Source organism: Bacillus sp. AG4(2022) (genome assembly GCF_031844465.1).
GTDB classification, from domain to species: Bacteria; Bacillota; Bacilli; order Bacillales; family Cytobacillaceae; genus Bacillus_AB; species Bacillus_AB infantis.
In genome coordinates, this window is sequence record NZ_JAUZVH010000006.1 from 283474 (window position 1) to 299718 (window position 16245).

16 protein-coding genes and 2 riboswitches are annotated in these 16245 nt (G+C 46.7%); all 16 genes read left to right on the forward strand.

The annotated features are described in order from the left end of the window. The first annotated feature begins 135 nt into the window (after positions 1-135). The 16 genes from Q9R36_RS17655 to sufC all read left to right on the forward strand — a co-directional run bounded on the left by Q9R36_RS17655 (position 136) and on the right by sufC (position 16234). Positions 136-2517: a 3-hydroxyacyl-CoA dehydrogenase/enoyl-CoA hydratase family protein gene (locus Q9R36_RS17655; RefSeq protein WP_311225657.1), complete on the forward strand. Its 2382-nt coding sequence runs from the start codon at positions 136-138 to the stop codon at positions 2515-2517. A gap of 59 nt (positions 2518-2576) precedes the next feature. Further along, a complete protein-coding gene (locus Q9R36_RS17660) occupies positions 2577-3752 on the forward strand; it encodes an acetyl-CoA C-acetyltransferase (RefSeq protein WP_009791497.1) in 1176 nt (391 codons plus the stop codon). An 81-nt stretch (positions 3753-3833) separates the two neighbouring features. Further along, complete coding sequence (locus Q9R36_RS17665; protein ID WP_009791496.1) at positions 3834-5618, forward strand: acyl-CoA dehydrogenase family protein; 1785 nt, start codon at positions 3834-3836, stop codon at positions 5616-5618. A 207-nt stretch (positions 5619-5825) separates the two neighbouring features. Then, positions 5826-6182, forward strand: a complete 357-nt coding sequence (locus Q9R36_RS17670; RefSeq protein WP_009791494.1) for an arsenate reductase family protein — start codon at positions 5826-5828, stop codon at positions 6180-6182. A gap of 72 nt (positions 6183-6254) precedes the next feature. Beyond that, positions 6255-6641, forward strand: coding sequence for a glycine cleavage system protein GcvH (gcvH, locus tag Q9R36_RS17675; RefSeq protein WP_009791493.1), 387 nt, complete (start codon positions 6255-6257; stop codon positions 6639-6641). Positions 6642-6785: 144 nt separating this feature from the next. Beyond that, a complete protein-coding gene (locus Q9R36_RS17680) occupies positions 6786-7025 on the forward strand; it encodes a YusG family protein (RefSeq protein WP_009791492.1) in 240 nt (79 codons plus the stop codon). A gap of 224 nt (positions 7026-7249) precedes the next feature. Continuing rightward, entirely contained in the window at positions 7250-7606 is a 357-nt protein-coding gene (locus Q9R36_RS17685) for a toprim domain-containing protein (RefSeq protein WP_022544356.1), read from the forward strand. Next, on the forward strand, positions 7606-7923 hold the full coding sequence (locus Q9R36_RS17690; RefSeq protein ID WP_371931670.1) for a thioredoxin family protein: 318 nt from the start codon (positions 7606-7608) through the stop codon (positions 7921-7923). The genes Q9R36_RS17685 and Q9R36_RS17690 overlap by 1 nt, the downstream gene beginning before the upstream one ends. A gap of 225 nt (positions 7924-8148) precedes the next feature. Further along, positions 8149-9417: an MFS transporter gene (locus Q9R36_RS17695; RefSeq protein ID WP_094769830.1), complete on the forward strand. Its 1269-nt coding sequence runs from the start codon at positions 8149-8151 to the stop codon at positions 9415-9417. Between the two features lie 153 nt (positions 9418-9570). Next, a riboswitch (SAM riboswitch) is annotated at positions 9571-9670 on the forward strand. 96 nt (positions 9671-9766) lie between these two features. Continuing rightward, positions 9767-11083, forward strand: coding sequence for an O-acetylhomoserine aminocarboxypropyltransferase/cysteine synthase family protein (locus Q9R36_RS17700; RefSeq protein WP_094769831.1), 1317 nt, complete (start codon positions 9767-9769; stop codon positions 11081-11083). 127 nt (positions 11084-11210) lie between these two features. Continuing rightward, a riboswitch (SAM riboswitch) is annotated at positions 11211-11318 on the forward strand. Positions 11319-11511: 193 nt separating this feature from the next. Continuing rightward, positions 11512-12537, forward strand: a complete 1026-nt coding sequence (locus tag Q9R36_RS17705; RefSeq protein ID WP_009791485.1) for a methionine ABC transporter ATP-binding protein — start codon at positions 11512-11514, stop codon at positions 12535-12537. Beyond that, entirely contained in the window at positions 12530-13198 is a 669-nt protein-coding gene (locus tag Q9R36_RS17710; protein ID WP_009791484.1) for a methionine ABC transporter permease, read from the forward strand. Before Q9R36_RS17705 ends, Q9R36_RS17710 begins: the two co-directional genes overlap by 8 nt. Before the next feature lie 15 nt (positions 13199-13213). Beyond that, complete coding sequence (locus Q9R36_RS17715) at positions 13214-14062, forward strand: MetQ/NlpA family ABC transporter substrate-binding protein (protein ID WP_009791483.1); 849 nt, start codon at positions 13214-13216, stop codon at positions 14060-14062. A gap of 137 nt (positions 14063-14199) precedes the next feature. After that, positions 14200-14577: a carboxymuconolactone decarboxylase family protein gene (locus Q9R36_RS17720; protein ID WP_022544352.1), complete on the forward strand. Its 378-nt coding sequence runs from the start codon at positions 14200-14202 to the stop codon at positions 14575-14577. A 309-nt stretch (positions 14578-14886) separates the two neighbouring features. Next, positions 14887-15039 (forward strand): YuzK family famiily protein, encoded by a 153-nt coding sequence (locus tag Q9R36_RS17725; RefSeq protein ID WP_009791480.1) that lies wholly within the window; start codon positions 14887-14889, stop codon positions 15037-15039. 409 nt (positions 15040-15448) lie between these two features. Then, positions 15449-16234 carry a Fe-S cluster assembly ATPase SufC gene (sufC, locus tag Q9R36_RS17730; RefSeq protein WP_009791479.1) on the forward strand — a complete coding sequence of 262 codons (786 nt, stop codon included), beginning with the start codon at positions 15449-15451 and terminating at the stop codon, positions 16232-16234. Positions 16235-16245: the final 11 nt, after the last annotated feature.

Consider the following 16245-nt stretch of genomic DNA (forward strand, 5'->3'; position numbering starts at 1 on the left):
TTTCACTGCTAAATATTGCGAAAATTTCAGAAATATCTTATAGTATTAACTAACAGAACTCATTCTCTGCCATTTTTTTTATCAGAAAAATGAATGAGTGTTCATTCAAAAGTGTCAAAGGGGGAAACAAAATTGATCCAACAAATTAAGAAGGCAGCAGTATTAGGTTCCGGCGTAATGGGTTCGGGCATTGCTGCACACTTGGCGAACATTGGCATCCCGACATTGCTGCTGGATATCGTGCCTCGTGAATTAAATGAGGCAGAGCAGAAGAAAGGCCTGACTTTGGAGGATAAAGCTGTCAGAAACAGGATCAGCCAGGGAGCGCTGCAAAAGCTTCTTAAGCAGAAGCCGGCTCCACTCACATCCAAAAAAAGCCTTGCGCTGCTTGAAGCCGGCAATTTTGAAGATGATATGGAACGTTTAAAAGATGTCGACTGGATTATCGAAGTAGTCGTCGAAAATCTGGATATAAAAAAGCAGGTATTTGCGAAAGTTGACCAGTTCAGGAAGCCTGGCAGCATTGTCAGCTCCAACACTTCCGGAATATCCGTCAACAGCATGGCTGAAGGAAGATCTGATGATTTCCAGAAGCACTTTATCGGCACCCACTTCTTCAATCCGCCGCGCTATCTAAAACTGCTGGAAGTAATTCCTGCAAAAACGACAGCACCTGAAGTCCTTTCTTTTATGAAGAAGTTTGGTGAAGATGTACTGGGCAAAGGCGTGGTTGAAGCAAAGGATACACCGAATTTCATCGGAAACCGCATCGGGACATACGGCCTTCTGATCACAGTCCAGGAAATGCTCAAGGGCGGCTATAGTGTAGGAGAGGTAGACTCTGTGACAGGTCCCCTGATCGGCAGGCCGAAAAGCGCTACATTCCGGACTCTGGATGTGGTTGGGCTTGATACGTTCATCCATGTGGCGAACAACGTATATGAACAGGTGGACGGCAAGGAAAAAGAGGCCTTTGAAGTGCCGGCATTCATGAAGCAGATGCTTGAGAATGGATGGCTTGGCAGCAAATCCGGGCAAGGGTTCTTTAAGAAGGAAGGAAAAGAAATTCTTGAACTCAATCCGGACACACTTGAGTACGGGCCGCGCCAAAAGCTGAAAGCTGCTTCGGTTGAAATGAGCAAGCAGGAAAAAGGATTGGCTAATAAATTGAAAGCGCTTGTATACGCAGATGACAAAGCTGGCCAGCTTCTCTGGAATATCCTCAGCCCGGCGCTGCTGTACTCTGCTGAGCTGCTTGGCGAAATTGCAGATGATGTCATAAGTATTGATAAAGCGATGAAATTGGGCTTTGGCTGGCAAATGGGCCCGTTCGAAACTTGGGATAGCATCGGCCTCGAGAAATCAGTCGGCAAAATGGAGGCAGAGGGCAAGGAAGTCCCTGCATGGATCAAGGAAATGCTCTCAAATGGGCATACATCCTTCTATAAAGAAGAAAACGGGGATATTTCTTTCTATAAAAACGGCGAGTATGTGCCGGAAGAAGAAAATCCAAAAAATATCAATTTAAAGAAGCTTAAAAAGCAAAAGGGAGTCATCAAGAAGAATACTGGCGCAAGCCTGTTAGACCTTGGGGATGGGGTTGCCCTTCTTGAATTCCATTCACAAAGCAATGCCATCGGACTTGATATCATCCAGATGATCAATTTTGCTGTTGATGAGGTTGAAAAGAACTATAAAGGCCTTGTAATCGGAAACCAGGGCAAGAATTTCTCCGTGGGCGCCAACCTGGCGATGATCCTGATGGAGGCGCAGGATGATAATGTTTTTGAACTGGATATGGTTGTCCGTCATTTCCAGCAGGCGATGATGAAAATCAAGTACAGCACCAAGCCGGTAGTGGCTGCACCATTTGCCATGACACTTGGCGGAGGTGCGGAAATATGCCTGCCGGCAGCACACATCCAGGCTTCGATGGAAACGTATATGGGGCTTGTGGAAGCCGGGGTCGGCCTCATCCCTGGCGGAGGCGGCAACAAGGAGCTGTATATCAAGCATCTTGAAGGCATGCCAAACGGAGTGGAGTTTGACCTGCAAAAAGTGGCCAACAAAGTATTTGAAAGCATTGCTATGGCCAAGGTATCAACTTCAGGGGAGGAAGCAAGGGAAAATAACTTCCTGGGAGCTGCAGACGGAATCAGCGTGAACGGAGACCATCAGCTGTATGATGCAAAGCAGGCTGTACTTGCTCTCCATGAACAAGGCTATACGCCGCCGGTAAGGAAGAAGATTCCTGTAGTCGGTGAAACGGGATATGCGACGCTTCTCCTTGGAGCACAGGCGATGCTGTATTCCGGCTTTATTTCTGAACATGATTTAAAAATTGCCCAAAAACTGGCGTATGTCATTGCCGGCGGCAAGGTGCCATACGGGACGGAAGTTGATGAACAGTATCTTCTGGATCTGGAAAGAGAAGCTTTCCTCAGCCTGGTAGCGCAGCCGAAATCCCAGCAGCGCATGCAGCATATGCTTGTAAAAGGAAAGCCATTGCGCAACTGACATATTAACAGATTGATAGATTAAATCTCGAACATCCATAGAAAGAGAGGGAATGAACGATGAGAGAAGCAGTTATTGTTGCTGGTGCCAGGACGCCCGTCGGCAAAGCGAAAAAAGGAACGCTCGCCCATGTCCGTCCAGATGATTTGGGGGCACTGGCTGTAAAAGAAACCTTAAGGCGTGCCGGAGGCTATGAAGGCAACATTGATGACTTGATTATCGGCTGTGCCATGCCGGAGGCTGAGCAGGGGCTGAATATGGCCCGCAATATCGGGGCGCTTGCCGGGCTGCCACATACAGTGCCGGCAGTAACAGTAAACCGTTATTGTTCTTCCGGCCTGCAGACCATTGCTTATGCTGCAGAAAAAATCATGGTAGGCAGTGCGGACACTGTCATCGCAGGCGGGGCTGAATCAATGAGCCTTGTGCCGATGATGGGCCATGTGGTCCGTCCGAATGCAAAGCTCGCGGAAAGTGCACCTGAATATTATATGGGCATGGGGCATACGGCAGAAGAAGTGGCCAAAAAATACGGCATCAGCCGTGAAGACCAGGATGCTTTCGCGGTCCGGAGCCATCAGCGAGCGGCAAAAGCGATCCAGGAAGGCAAGTTCCAGGATGAAATTGTGCCGGTGGATGTGACCTTCCGTTCAGTCGGAAAGGACAATAAGCTTGTTGAGAAAAACGTTCAATTCACTACAGATGAGGGAGTGCGCCCTGATTCAACGGTCGATACGCTCGGCAAGCTCCGTCCAGCTTTTTCTGTCACAGGTTCAGTTACAGCAGGAAACTCATCACAGACAAGCGACGGCGCTGCCGCGGTCATGGTGATGGACCGCGAGAAAGCAGATTCCCTCAGCCTGAAGCCGATGGCCAAGTTCAGAAGCTTTGCCGTTGGCGGTGTGCCTCCAGAAGTAATGGGAATCGGGCCGATTGTGGCCATTCCTAAAGCACTGAAGCTTGCCGGCCTGGAGCTGTCTGATATCGGCCTGTTCGAACTGAATGAGGCATTTGCATCTCAATCCATCCAGATTATCAGGGAGCTTGGCCTTGATGAGGATAAGGTGAATGTAAACGGCGGAGCAATTGCACTTGGTCACCCGCTTGGCTGTACAGGTGCAAAATTGACGCTAACGCTTCTGCACGAAATGAAGCGCCGCAATCAGCAGTTCGGGGTTGTCACAATGTGCATCGGCGGCGGCATGGGTGCAGCGGGCGTATTCGAGCTTATCTAAAAGACAGCAATTATAGTAAAAAATATGGTATTCAATAAAAAACCGGAGCCAGCGCTCCTTCAATTGAATGGAGGAATAAAGATGTCTAACCAGACAGAAAACGTAATCAAAGGCGGAAGCTTCCTGATTGAAGATGTATCTTATGACCGTGTGTTTACACCGGAGGATTATACTGATGAACAGAAAATGATTGCCAAGACAACTGAAGATTATGTGGTAAATGAAGTGGTCCCGCAGGTTGAACACCTGGAGAACCATGAGTTCGACCGCTCTGTTAAGCTGCTGAAGCAGGCAGGGGACCTTGGGCTCCTTGGTGCAGATGTGCCGGAAGAGTACGGCGGGCTTGGCCTTGATAAGGTAAGCTCAGCTCTTATCGCTGAAAAAATGTCCCGTGCAGGCGGATTCTCAATCACCCATGGTGCCCATGTGGGAATCGGGTCGCTTCCAATCGTGCTGTTCGGAGATGAAGAACAAAAGCAAAAATATCTGCCTCTTTTGGCGACAGGCGAAAAGATCGCTGCCTATGCACTCACTGAGCCGGGTTCAGGTTCCGATGCACTCGGGGCAAAAACAACTGCAAAATTAAATGCTGAAGGCACTCACTATGTCCTGAACGGTGAGAAGCAATGGATTACCAATGCCGGCTTTGCCGATGTGTTTGTCGTCTATGCGAAAGTGGACGGAGAGCATTTCTCCGCCTTCATCGTTGAGAGGGAGTACCCTGGCGTTTCCACGGGCCCTGAGGAAAAGAAAATGGGCATCAAGAGCTCTTCCACAAGGACGCTGATCCTGGAAGATGCACAAGTGCCGAAGGAAAATCTGCTGGGTGAACTTGGCAAGGGGCATATCATCGCTTTCAATATCCTGAATATCGGCCGCTACAAGCTTGGAGTAGGAGCAGTAGGAGCTTCCAAGCGCGCGTACGAGGTTACTGTACAATATACAAATCAGCGCCAGCAGTTCAAAACGCCGATTTCCCAATTCAACCTTACGAAAGAGAAGCTTGCCAATATGGCTGCAAAGCTGTATGCGGCTGAGAGCTCTGTCTACCGTACAGTCGGTTTGTTCGAGGACCGGATGAGCAGGCTTACAGAGGAAGAAGTAAAGAACGGCAAGGAAGTTGCCAACTCGATTGCAGAGTACGCAATCGAATGCTCCCTGAACAAGTTTTTTGCCACAGAAGTCCTTGACTATATTGCCGATGAAGGCGTGCAGCTGCATGGCGGCTATGGTTTCATGGCTGAATATGAAATTGAAAGGATCTACCGCGATTCCCGCATCAACAGGATTTTTGAAGGTACAAACGAAATCAACCGCCTTCTTGTGCCTGGCACTTACCTGCGCAAGGCTTTCAAAGGAGAGCTGCCATTATTCCAGAAAGCTCAGGCGCTCCAGGAAGAGCTGATGATGCTGATGCCTGAGGAGCCTGGAGATGAGCCTTTGGCACAGGAAAAATATTTGGTGAAGAATGCCAAGAAAATCGGCTTGCTTGCAGCAGGGCTTGCAGCACAGAAGTTTGGCAAAGCGATTGAAAAAGAGCAGGAAATCCTGGTCAATATTGCAGACATCGTTTCCAATGCCTATGCAATGGAATCAGCGGTTCTCCGTACAGAAAAGGCTATCAGCAAGGACGGCGCTGAAAAGAGCAAGCAAAAGCTTCTCTACACACAGATTTTCTGCCAGGAGGCATTCAATAAGATCGAACAGGATGCGAAAGAGACTTTGGTTGCTGCAGAGGATGGGGACGCACTGCGCATGATGCTTTCCGCTCTCCGTAAATTTACCCGCCACACACCGATCAATCTGATCGCCAAAAAGCGCGAGGCTTCAGAGAAGCTGATCGACGCTGAGCGTTATGTACTGTAATCAGAAATAAATAGGAGTTATCCTTAACTGAAAATGCAAATACGCATTGCTCCTCTATCCGGAGGGGCAATTGCTGTTTTTGGACACTTCAATCTGACGAAATTTTTAAAACTCAAGGTTATGAATTTTGCCGAAAATATGATAGTATGCAATTAAATGGGTGATCAGCCTGTGAGTTTGGATAGAAACGATTGGGTGGTGCAGAATTTGCTGCTGAATTTTTACTGGTATCCGAAATGCGGGACATGCCGCAAGGCCAAAAAATGGCTTGAAGAAAACGGCGTTCCTTACCATGAAGTACATATTGTCGAAAATCCTCCTTCACGCACTGAGCTTGAAGATGCTTATAGAAAAAGCGGCCTCGATATTAAAAAATTCTTTAATACGAGCGGCCAGAAGTACAGGGAGCTAGGTTTGAAGGACAAGGTGAAAACCATGTCCGACACAGAGCTGCTGGACTTGCTTGCATCTGACGGAATGCTGATAAAGCGGCCTTTGGCATTCGACGGCCAAAAAGCGACAGTCGGTTTCAAAGAAGAGGATTTTGCTAAAACATGGCTTTAAGGCATCATCTGCTATTTCCTTTATAGCGAAGGCTTAAGCCCGGTAAAGAACTAGAATCTTGGAGGGATTATTGTGAGCAGCATACCTAAGGAATTGCGTTACTCAGAAGAACATGAATGGGTAAAAGTTGAAGGAGAAAAAGTACGGGTCGGCATTACCGATTTTGCTCAATCAGAGCTCGGGGACATCGTTTTCGTTGAGCTTCCTGAAGTCGGGGACAGCATCACGGTAAATGAGCCTTTTGGAAGCGTTGAGTCTGTAAAGACTGTATCTGAATTATATGCTCCAATCAGCGGCAAGGTGGTTGAAATCAACGAAGAGCTGAATGACAGCCCTGAATTTGTAAATGAATCTCCTTATGAAAAGGCCTGGATGGTTGTTGTTGAGCCTGCAGACAGCAGCGAAGTGGACAAGCTGATGACTGCTGAACAATATGAAGAGATGACCAACGAAGATTAAAAGAGATAAGCGCCTGCTGCAGGCGCTTTTTATGCTTTCTCTTTCCGTTATTTTCTTACTTCACTCAATGTAATTAATTTCCCATAGTTTCTTTCCATTAGAAGGGCATTCTATTGGTAAGAAAGTAAAAAAGGTGGGATTCTAATGACACTGAAACAGCAAAAGATCGATATTACCGATCGGGTCACAGGAAGGCTGAAGGACGGTAAGCTGGAGCTTTATCTTGGAAATGAGATGATCGGGGAAGCGCCGATGCCTGAAGGTGCTTCATTTACCCTTGATCATCACTTTGAACAGAATGAACAGAAAATCTACCAGCATATTACTTCAACAGAGCAGCCGGAAGCCCGTTATACGGACTGCGATGAAGGCGGCTGGTGCTAAAGAAAGCAGCGGGCATTGCCGCTGTTTTTTTTGCAGAAAAAAGGGTAAATAAGGATCTGCCGGCTCTTTTATGGGCGGATTTTGATCAGGCGGAATGCGGGGATGGTGTTTTTCAGCAAGTGACCGCCTGCCCGTTTTCCGAAAGCAAGGCAGGAGTTCAACACCATTTTGCCGAACATAGAATAAGGTAAAGTAAAAATATCAACTCCCGTCAGGTGATGAATATGCATGCAGAAAACATAGAAAAGGTAATTATTGTCGAAGGCACTTCTGATAAGCGCAAGGTTAAGAATATTATTAAGGAGCCTGTTGAAATCATTTGTACGAACGGGACAATCAGCATAACCCGCCTGGATGAATTGATTGACGAATTATTTGACCGTGATGTTTATATTCTGGTGGATGCAGATGAATCCGGCGAAAAGCTGAGAAAGCAGTTCAAACGGGAATTCCCGGAAGCAGCACATCTTTATATTGATAAAATGTACCGGGAAGTGGCCACTGCACCGGAGCAGCATCTTGCAACGGTTCTGCTTGGCGCCAATATAGACGTTTATGCTGAGTTTTTAGATAGAGGATGATGGGGTTGCAAGAACTGATGCTTGGGGATTTGGAACGGTATGAAAAAGACAGGGAGACATGGATGCTCTATCTTTACACACCGATGTGCGGAACATGCCAGATGGCTGGACGGATGCTGGAAGTGACCCTTGAGGTACTCCCGGGAATTGAATGCAGAAAGGCAAACTTGAACTATTTTCCTGACCTGGCCGGCAAGTGGTCAGTAGAAAGTGTCCCCTGCCTGCTATTTTTCCGGGAGGGACAGCTGGCAGAAAAAATATACGCATTCCACTCTGTTCCATACCTGCTGGAAAAAACAAAAGAATATCTGCTGTAAATAATAAAGCCTGTACTAGAGGGTAGGACACCCGGCTGGTACAGGCTTTTTACTGTTTGCGCATCTGTCCGCGGCCAGTGTCCAGGGATTATCATGGTCAATGGATAAAATGTTCCGGATTATTTAGCAGAAAAACCAGAAGATTCAAAGGAAAAGGATGGATTTTTTCTCTAAACGATATTATGATTATTTAGGGAAACGAAATAAATGCGAGGGGCATATAAAATGGCTTTTTATCAGGAATGGGCTGAACAGATCCGCGGATATAACAGTAATATACGCCGGGCTTTTGCAGCCAATATTTTCACGCAGATCGGAATGGGCATTTTTATGGTCATTTATAATTTTTATATACGGGAGCTTGGCTATTCAGAGCAGGTGAATGGCCAGATCATAGCGATGACTGCATTGGCGACAGCCCTTGTGCTGATCCCCGCAGGCATTATGAGCGACAGGATCGGCCGGAAGAAGGCTATGCAGTTCGGGGCTGCTGCAACCGGTGTGATTCTGCTTGCCAGGAGCATGGTTGACATGCAGAGCCTGCTTATCGTGTTTGCCTTTGGCACAGGGCTGGGGACGGCCTTCATTCAGGTATCCTCCATTCCCTGGCTGACAGAGAATTCCAAGCCAGAGCAGAGGGTTCATTTGTTCAGCATCCATTTCGCTGTTATGACAGGAGCCAATGTCATCGGCAATTTAAGCGGCGGACTGCTGACTGACTTGTTTGCTTTTTATTTCTCGGAGCTGGCGAGCATACGGTTTACTTTACTGCTGGGAGGAGCCATCTATCTGGCGGGAATATTTCCGATACTCCGCTTTCAGGAAAACCGAAGCGATAAAATCCCGCAAATCGGCGGAGCTAAAGGAAGCACACGGTTTTCTCTGAAGGATGATGGTTTCAAGATCATCATCCTGTTCGCTGCAGCACAGCTGTTTATCGGATTTGGGGCAGGGCTTGTCATACCTTACCTGAATCTATATTTTGCAGACCGTTTCCATGCGTCGAATTCTGCAATCGGGCTGATTATTTCCCTCGGTCAGGCAGCTACGGCCGCGGCCATGATCATTGGTCCCCAGGTGGTAAGGAGGATCGGGGAGGTAAAGGCAGTCGTTTTCCTGCAGCTTTCCTCCCTGCCTTTCCTTCTACTGACTGCTTACACAGAGAATTTATGGCTGGCCGCCATTGGCTTTCTATTCAGGCAGGCTTTAATGAATGCGGGAAATCCGATCCAGATGTCTTTGATGATGTCGAAGGTGGATGATTCCAAAAGAGGCCTGGCCAGCTCGGTGAATCAGATGGTGTTCAATCTGGGCTGGGCAGTGATGGGCCCTGTCTCTACAGGCCTTGTCATCAAATACGGAGACTATTGGGGATATTCTATTGTCTTCACCATAACTGCAGTCTTATATTTAATAGGCTCTACATACTTTTTTGTCGTATTCAGAAGGCTTTCAGAGCCTTCTGGAAGAACAAATACAGCAAAGATTGTATGATAAGCGGATATTTCTCGGGAAATTGTCATAAGCCTTTCTATTTGTCGAACATTCATAGAAATATAAAACTGAACTTTCTAAAAAATCAGTTGACTCTTTTTTGCTGGTTATGATACTATCATTTTAACTTCAAGCACGCTAAAAATTTCATATTTCTTATCAAGAGAGGTGGAGGGACTGGCCCGATGAAACCCGGCAACCGGCAATAGAACGGTGCTAATTCCAGCAGAGCATGATCTCTGGCAGATAAGTTGAGCGAAAAAGCCCCTCTTCTGCAGAGGGGCTTTTATTGTTACCAGCAGTGATCCGGCATAATGAAAATATCTGATAACCCGAAGGAGAGATAACAATGGCAGAGAAGCAAAAGAACTATCGATTTGAAACACTTGGTGTACATGGAGGACTGCAGCCTGACCCTGCAACAGGGGCAAGGGCAGTGCCAATCTATCAGAATAATGCTTATCAGTTCCAGAATACAGAGCACGCCGCCAATCTGTTCGGCTTAAAGGAGCCGGGCTATATCTATACAAGAATCCATAATCCGACAGTTACTGTATTTGAGGAAAGGGTCTCACTGCTTGAAGGCGGCGTAGGGGCACTTGCTGTTGCAAGCGGCCAGGCTGCCATCACTCTTGCCATCCTGAACATTGCCCAGGCCGGAGATGAAATTGTAGCAGCTTCAAATCTTTATGGAGGGACATATAATTTATTTGCCGTCACTCTTCCTAAATACGGGATCAATGTAAAGCTGGTCAATCCCGAGGACCCGGAAAATTTCAGGGAGGCCATCAATGAAAAAACAAAAGCTGTATTCGCTGAAACAATCGGCAATCCAAGCTTAAAGGTCCTCGATATTGAGAAAGTGGCGGAAATTGCCCATGAAGCAGGTATTCCGCTGATAGTTGATAATACCTTTGCCACTCCATATCTCTGCAGGCCGATTGATTTTGGGGCAGACATCGTGATCCATTCAGCGACAAAATGGCTGCTGGGAAATGGGACGACAATGGGGGGCGTCATAGTAGACGCAGGTCGTTTTGACTGGAATTCAGTCAAATTCCCTGGCTTCACCAATCCGGACCCAAGCTACAATAACCTGGTGTACAGTGAAGCAATCGGCGCGGCAGCTTTTATCGTCAAAGCCAGAGTCCAGCTGCTGAGGGACCTGGGGCCGGCACTCAGCCCGCAGAACGCATTCCAGTTCACTCTCGGTCTTGAAACACTGCATGTGAGGATGAAGGAGCATATCAGCAATACAAAGAAAGTGACAGAGTATCTAAAGAATCACCCTGCTGTGACCTGGGTGCTTTATCCGGGGGATGAAGGCCATCCTGATAAGGCACTTGCTGATAAGTATTTGCCTAAAGGAGCCGGAGCTGTGGCTGTATTTGGAATTGAGGGAGGCAGGGAGGCCGGTGCCAAGCTGATCAACAGCCTGGAACTGTGGGCGCATGTAGCCAATGTCGGCGATGCCAAAAGCCTCATCATCCATCCTGCCAGCACCACTCACCAGCAGCTTGATTCAGAAGGCCTGAAGTCAGCAGGGGTGCCGGAGGATCTAATCCGCATTTCTGTTGGCATAGAAAATGCCGAAGATCTGATCGAGGACCTGGAGCAGGCAATTGAAGCCGCAACCGGAAGCCATTCACTGGCAGGGAAGGTGTGAACTTCAGGATTCAGCCGGTAATTTTTAGAATTAAACTTTGTTGTTGACACCCTTTTTCATCCATGATACGATAGCACTCGTAATTCAAAAATGGCTAATGAATGAAAATGAACTTCATATATGATAGCTCTTATCAAGAGAGGTGGAGGGATGTGCCCGATGAAGCCCGGCAACCGTCAATGTTTATTGAAATGGTGCCAATTCACACAAAGCTTTTAGCTTTGGCAGATGAGAGAAAGGTTTTTCCATCATGCCTTTCTGCTCACATGCAGAAAGGCATTTTTATTTTTACAGAAAAGTCTCCTGTCTTGAAGCCATGGAATAATCTTGCCCTGGTTTCAGGAAACTACTCTTATGGGGATTGGCAGGATGATATATCTCTGTAAAGCCATTTGTCTAATTGGATATAAAAGAGGTGAATACGGCAATTGATTTCAATAAAAGATGTTAAAAAGATATATTCGTCAAAAAAAGGCCCGGTCAAAGCAGTTGATGATGTCAACCTTGAAATCAAGGAAGGTGAAATCTTCGGAGTGATCGGCTACAGCGGTGCAGGGAAAAGCACCTTGATACGGATGCTGAACGGGCTTGAGCTTCCCTCAGAGGGAACGGTTACGGTAGCCGGCAGGGAGATCTCAAAAATCAGGGGTGCGGAGCTGCGCAAAGCGCGCCAGGAAATCAGCATGATTTTCCAGCACTTTAACCTTCTCTGGTCAAGGACCGTAAGAGACAATATTGCATTCCCGCTGGAAATTGCGGGGGTTGCTCGCCAGGAAAGAGAAAAAAGAGTCAATGAGCTCATCAACCTTGTCGGCCTTGACGGCCGTGAGGATGCTTACCCTTCCCAGCTGAGCGGCGGGCAGAAGCAGCGCGTCGGGATTGCCAGGGCGCTTGCGAATAACCCGAAGGTGCTTCTGTGCGATGAGGCAACCTCGGCGCTTGACCCGCAGACAACGGATTCCATTCTGGATCTGCTAGTGGACATCAACAGCCGCCTGGGACTGACCATTGTACTTATTACCCATGAAATGCATGTAATCAGGAAGATCTGCCATCGGGTAGCTGTCATGGAAGGCGGAAAGGCCGTGGAAATCGGCCCTGTCCTGGAAGTGTTTAAAAATCCGCGCGAGCAGATCACAAAGAGATTCGTCCAGCAGGTCACAGAACCTGAGGAAACAAAAGAGACAGCAGAGGCCTTGCTTGGATTGTATCCGCATGGAAAAGTCGTACAGCTGTCCTTCGTCGGGGAATCGGCTGAACAGCCGCTCATCACGAATCTGATCCGTTCCTTTGAGTTGACAGTTAATATCCTTCAAGGGAAAATCTCGCAGACTCAAAACGGCTCTTATGGAACATTGTTCATCCATCTAGATGGGCAGGCTGACGAAATTGCCAAAGCGATTGAATATATCCATGCACAGCAGGTTGGCGTGGAGGTGATTTCGAATGCTTAATGAATTTTTCCCAAATGTTAACTGGGATAAGATGTGGGAAGCAACGAATGAAACGCTTTATATGACTGGCATTTCTGTACTGGTTACATTCGTATTGGGGATTGTGCTCGGCCTGCTGCTTTTCCTTACTTCCAGGGGGAACATCTGGCAAAATGCACTCATCAATAAAATTATAGCGGCGTTTGTCAATGTATTCAGGTCCATCCCGTTCATCATTTTAATCGTATTGCTGATCCCGTTCACGAAATTCCTTGTGGGCAGCATGATCGGAGAAAATGCCGCCTTGCCTGCACTGATCATCGGTGCGGCACCATTTTATGCCCGTATGGTTGAAATTGCTTTGCGGGAAATTGATAAAGGCGTCATTGAAGCAGCCAAGTCAATGGGTGCAAGAACGAGCACAATCATCTTTAAGGTGCTCCTCCCTGAATCCATGCCGGCTCTTGTATCGGGCATTACTGTTACAGCCATCTCGCTTGTGGGCTTTACCGCAATGGCAGGAGTCATCGGTGCAGGAGGACTTGGGAACCTTGCTTATCTGGAAGGCTTCCAGCGGAACCGCTTTGATGTAACCTTGATGGCGACCATCGTCATCCTGCTGATTGTGTTTATCCTCCAAGTAATTGGAGATATCATAACTTCTAAACTAGACAAACGATAAAAGGAGACTTAACTAATGAAAAAATGGTTATCACTTGTATTGGCACTTGCCGTAGCGCTCGTCATTTCAGCATGCGGAACATCTGAAGATAATGCTGACGGCGGAAATGCGGACAGCGGGAAAGAAGAAACATCCAAACTGGTTGTGGGAGCTTCCAATGTCCCGCACGCTGAAATTCTTGAAGAAGCTAAGCCGCTTTTGGAAGAAAAGGGCATTGAACTTGAAGTCGTAACATTCCAGGACTATATCCTGCCTAACCAAGCATTGAATTCCGGAGAGCTTGATGCAAACTATTTCCAGCATATCCCGTACCTTGAAGCGCAAATTGAAGAAAATGACTATGATTTCGTCAATGCAGGCGGAATCCACATTGAGCCGATCGGTGTGTATTCAAAGAAATACAAGAGCCTTGATGAACTTCCAGACGGTGCGAAAGTCCTGATGAGCAATTCAGTTGCTGATCACGGCCGTATCCTGACTATGCTTGAAAAAGAAGGCCTTATCACGCTTAAAGAAGGCGTAGATAAAATCAAGGCAACAATTGACGATATTGAAACGAACGAGAAAAACCTTGAGTTTGATACAGAATATGAAGCTTCCCTCCTTCCGCAGATCTACAACAACGATGAAGGCGATGCAGTTCTGATCAACTCTAACTATGCTATTGATGCAGGCTTAAACCCAATTGAAGATTCAATTGCAATCGAAGACAAGGAATCTCCATATGTGAACGTCATCGCTGTTAAGAGCGGCGACGAAGATAAAGAAGCGGTTAAGGCACTTGTCGAAGTGCTCCACTCTAAAGAAATCCAGGATTTCATCCTTGAAAAATACGAAGGTGCAGTCGTTCCTGTATCTGAGTAATAATAGAAAAAGGCAGCCGCTGAGAATGCAGGCTGCCTTTTCTTATGCCAAAAAACAGCCATGTCGAGCCCGCATAGCATTTCTGAAAATAAAACATACTAATGATGTTAAAGATTTCAGGAATGGAGTGGACACGAATGGAGCATTCATACGAACCGTCAAATTCAATCGAAGCAGCTCTTCATGACTATAAAATGGGCCTTGGCACATTTACACAAAAAATGCCGGACCTTGCCCAGCATTATAATGCATTCACTGAGGCATGCTTTAAAGAAGGCAGCCTCTCCCAAAAGCAAAAGCAGCTGATTGCCCTTGGAATCAGCCTGTATTCACAGGATGAATACTGCATTATTTATCATGTGAAAGGCTGCCTTGACCAGGGGGCTAGTGAGGAAGAGGTGCTCGAAGCAGTCGGCGTCACAGCGGCTTTTGGCGGCGGCGCAGCGATGAGCCAGGCAGTCACCCTTGTGCAGGAAGCAATGGATGAATTGAATCAGGGGCAGATGAAGCAGTAAAAGCCAATCTATATGATAAAGCAGCCCTGTCTGAAGCAGGGCTGTTTCCTTTTTTGCATGCGTTATGGACTCTTGGGGGAGAGACAACCTTTATTTGGAAGAATTCAGCCGGAATTGTAAGGATGGCGGAGATGAGGTCCCTTCAAGAGGGGATACCTTAATGAATTATACAAAATGAGGTTTTTTCCTGTTTGAGCGTGGTATAGAAGTAGTGTTACGATATTCCATGAGTAAAATAAATCGCGGAAGCGACAAAATTGAAAGGATTGATTTACTATCAGTCAGCTGGACTTGAATTACACAAGTGAAATGGAAAAAGCGATGCACAGTGCCCACGGTGTCGGCTATGAGGTATACAGCCGGAAACATGATGTAAGGATGAGCGTAGAAAAACGGCGCGAGCAGGACTATCTGAAAAGCCAGCGTATGGTAGCGGATCTGGAAAGAAAAGTACATTCTTAAGAATTATATATAATAAGGAAGAAAAACAGTTGAAACCAGTGTGATGCCGCACTGGTTTTTCTTTTAGTATAAAGCAGTAACAATATAGCCCGTTTTTTCCTGAACAGTAGGAGCCCGGTCCATACTTATGTTAAACTGAAGGGGCTGCAACTGAATTCATGTACATTGAAAGCCGCTCTGCAGGGAAAAATAGTTTGGACATGCCTGGATTTCCAGTTTTGGATCCAGGGAAGCGGAAAGGGTTTAGCCAATAAAAGTTCTTACCAGATAATTAATACTATCTGCGTGTTGTTAAAGAGTTGCTAACACTTTCTATTTGTTATAAGATTGTAATGAGAATAAAATGAGAATAGAGATTTGCGGCTCTTGCCGGTATATACAAATCTTTTTTATTGACGGAGGTATAATGATGGCTGGATCTACACTTAAAATTAATGATCTTCATGTTTCTATTGAGGACAAAGAAATTCTTAAAGGGGTCAACCTTGAAGTGAAAGGCGGAGAAATCCATGCGATTATGGGTCCTAACGGAACTGGTAAATCAACCCTTTCTTCTGCAATCATGGGACATCCTAAATATGAGGTAACCTCAGGAAGCATTGAATTGGATAACGAAGATGTACTTGAGATGGAAGTGGATGAGCGTGCGCGTGCAGGCCTGTTTCTTGCCATGCAGTATCCAAGTGAAATCAGCGGAGTTACAAATGCGGACTTCCTGCGTTCTGCAATCAACAGCCGCATGGAAGAAGGCAATGAAATTTCATTGATGAAATTCATCCGCAAGATGGACAGCAAGATGGACTTCCTTGAAATGGACCAGGATATGGCACAGCGCTATCTGAACGAAGGCTTCTCCGGAGGCGAGAAAAAGCGGAACGAAATCCTTCAGCTGATGATGATCGAACCTAAAATCGCCATTCTTGATGAGATCGACTCCGGATTGGATATCGATGCCCTGAAGGTTGTTTCCAAAGGGATCAATGAAATGCGCGGAGAAGACTTCGGCTGCCTGATCATCACTCACTATCAGCGCCTTCTTAACTACATCACTCCTGACCATGTGCATGTCATGATGCAGGGCCGCATCGTTAAATCTGGCGGGCCTGAGCTGGCACAGCGCCTTGAGGCTGAAGGTTATGACTGGATCAAGAAAGAACTTGGCATTGAAGACGAAACTGTAGGGCAAGAAGCGTAAGCGTTAGGGGG

Bases quoted from the DNA above. Each gene is read 5' to 3' on its own strand.
- Q9R36_RS17660 (WP_009791497.1), top strand. From the start codon at position 2,577: ATGAGAGAAGCAGTTATTGTTGCTGGTGCCAGGACGCCCGTCGGCAAA.
- Q9R36_RS17665 (WP_009791496.1), top strand. From the start codon at position 3,834: ATGTCTAACCAGACAGAAAACGTAATCAAAGGCGGAAGCTTCCTGATT.
- Q9R36_RS17680 (WP_009791492.1), top strand. From the start codon at position 6,786: ATGACACTGAAACAGCAAAAGATCGATATTACCGATCGGGTCACAGGA.
- Q9R36_RS17685 (WP_022544356.1), top strand. From the start codon at position 7,250: ATGCATGCAGAAAACATAGAAAAGGTAATTATTGTCGAAGGCACTTCT.
- Q9R36_RS17690 (WP_371931670.1), top strand. From the start codon at position 7,606: ATGGGGTTGCAAGAACTGATGCTTGGGGATTTGGAACGGTATGAAAAA.
- Q9R36_RS17695 (WP_094769830.1), top strand. From the start codon at position 8,149: ATGGCTTTTTATCAGGAATGGGCTGAACAGATCCGCGGATATAACAGT.
- Q9R36_RS17700 (WP_094769831.1), top strand. From the start codon at position 9,767: ATGGCAGAGAAGCAAAAGAACTATCGATTTGAAACACTTGGTGTACAT.
- Q9R36_RS17710 (WP_009791484.1), top strand. From the start codon at position 12,530: ATGCTTAATGAATTTTTCCCAAATGTTAACTGGGATAAGATGTGGGAA.
- Q9R36_RS17715 (WP_009791483.1), top strand. From the start codon at position 13,214: ATGAAAAAATGGTTATCACTTGTATTGGCACTTGCCGTAGCGCTCGTC.
- Q9R36_RS17720 (WP_022544352.1), top strand. From the start codon at position 14,200: ATGGAGCATTCATACGAACCGTCAAATTCAATCGAAGCAGCTCTTCAT.
- Q9R36_RS17725 (WP_009791480.1), top strand. From the start codon at position 14,887: ATGGAAAAAGCGATGCACAGTGCCCACGGTGTCGGCTATGAGGTATAC.
- sufC (WP_009791479.1), top strand. From the start codon at position 15,449: ATGGCTGGATCTACACTTAAAATTAATGATCTTCATGTTTCTATTGAG.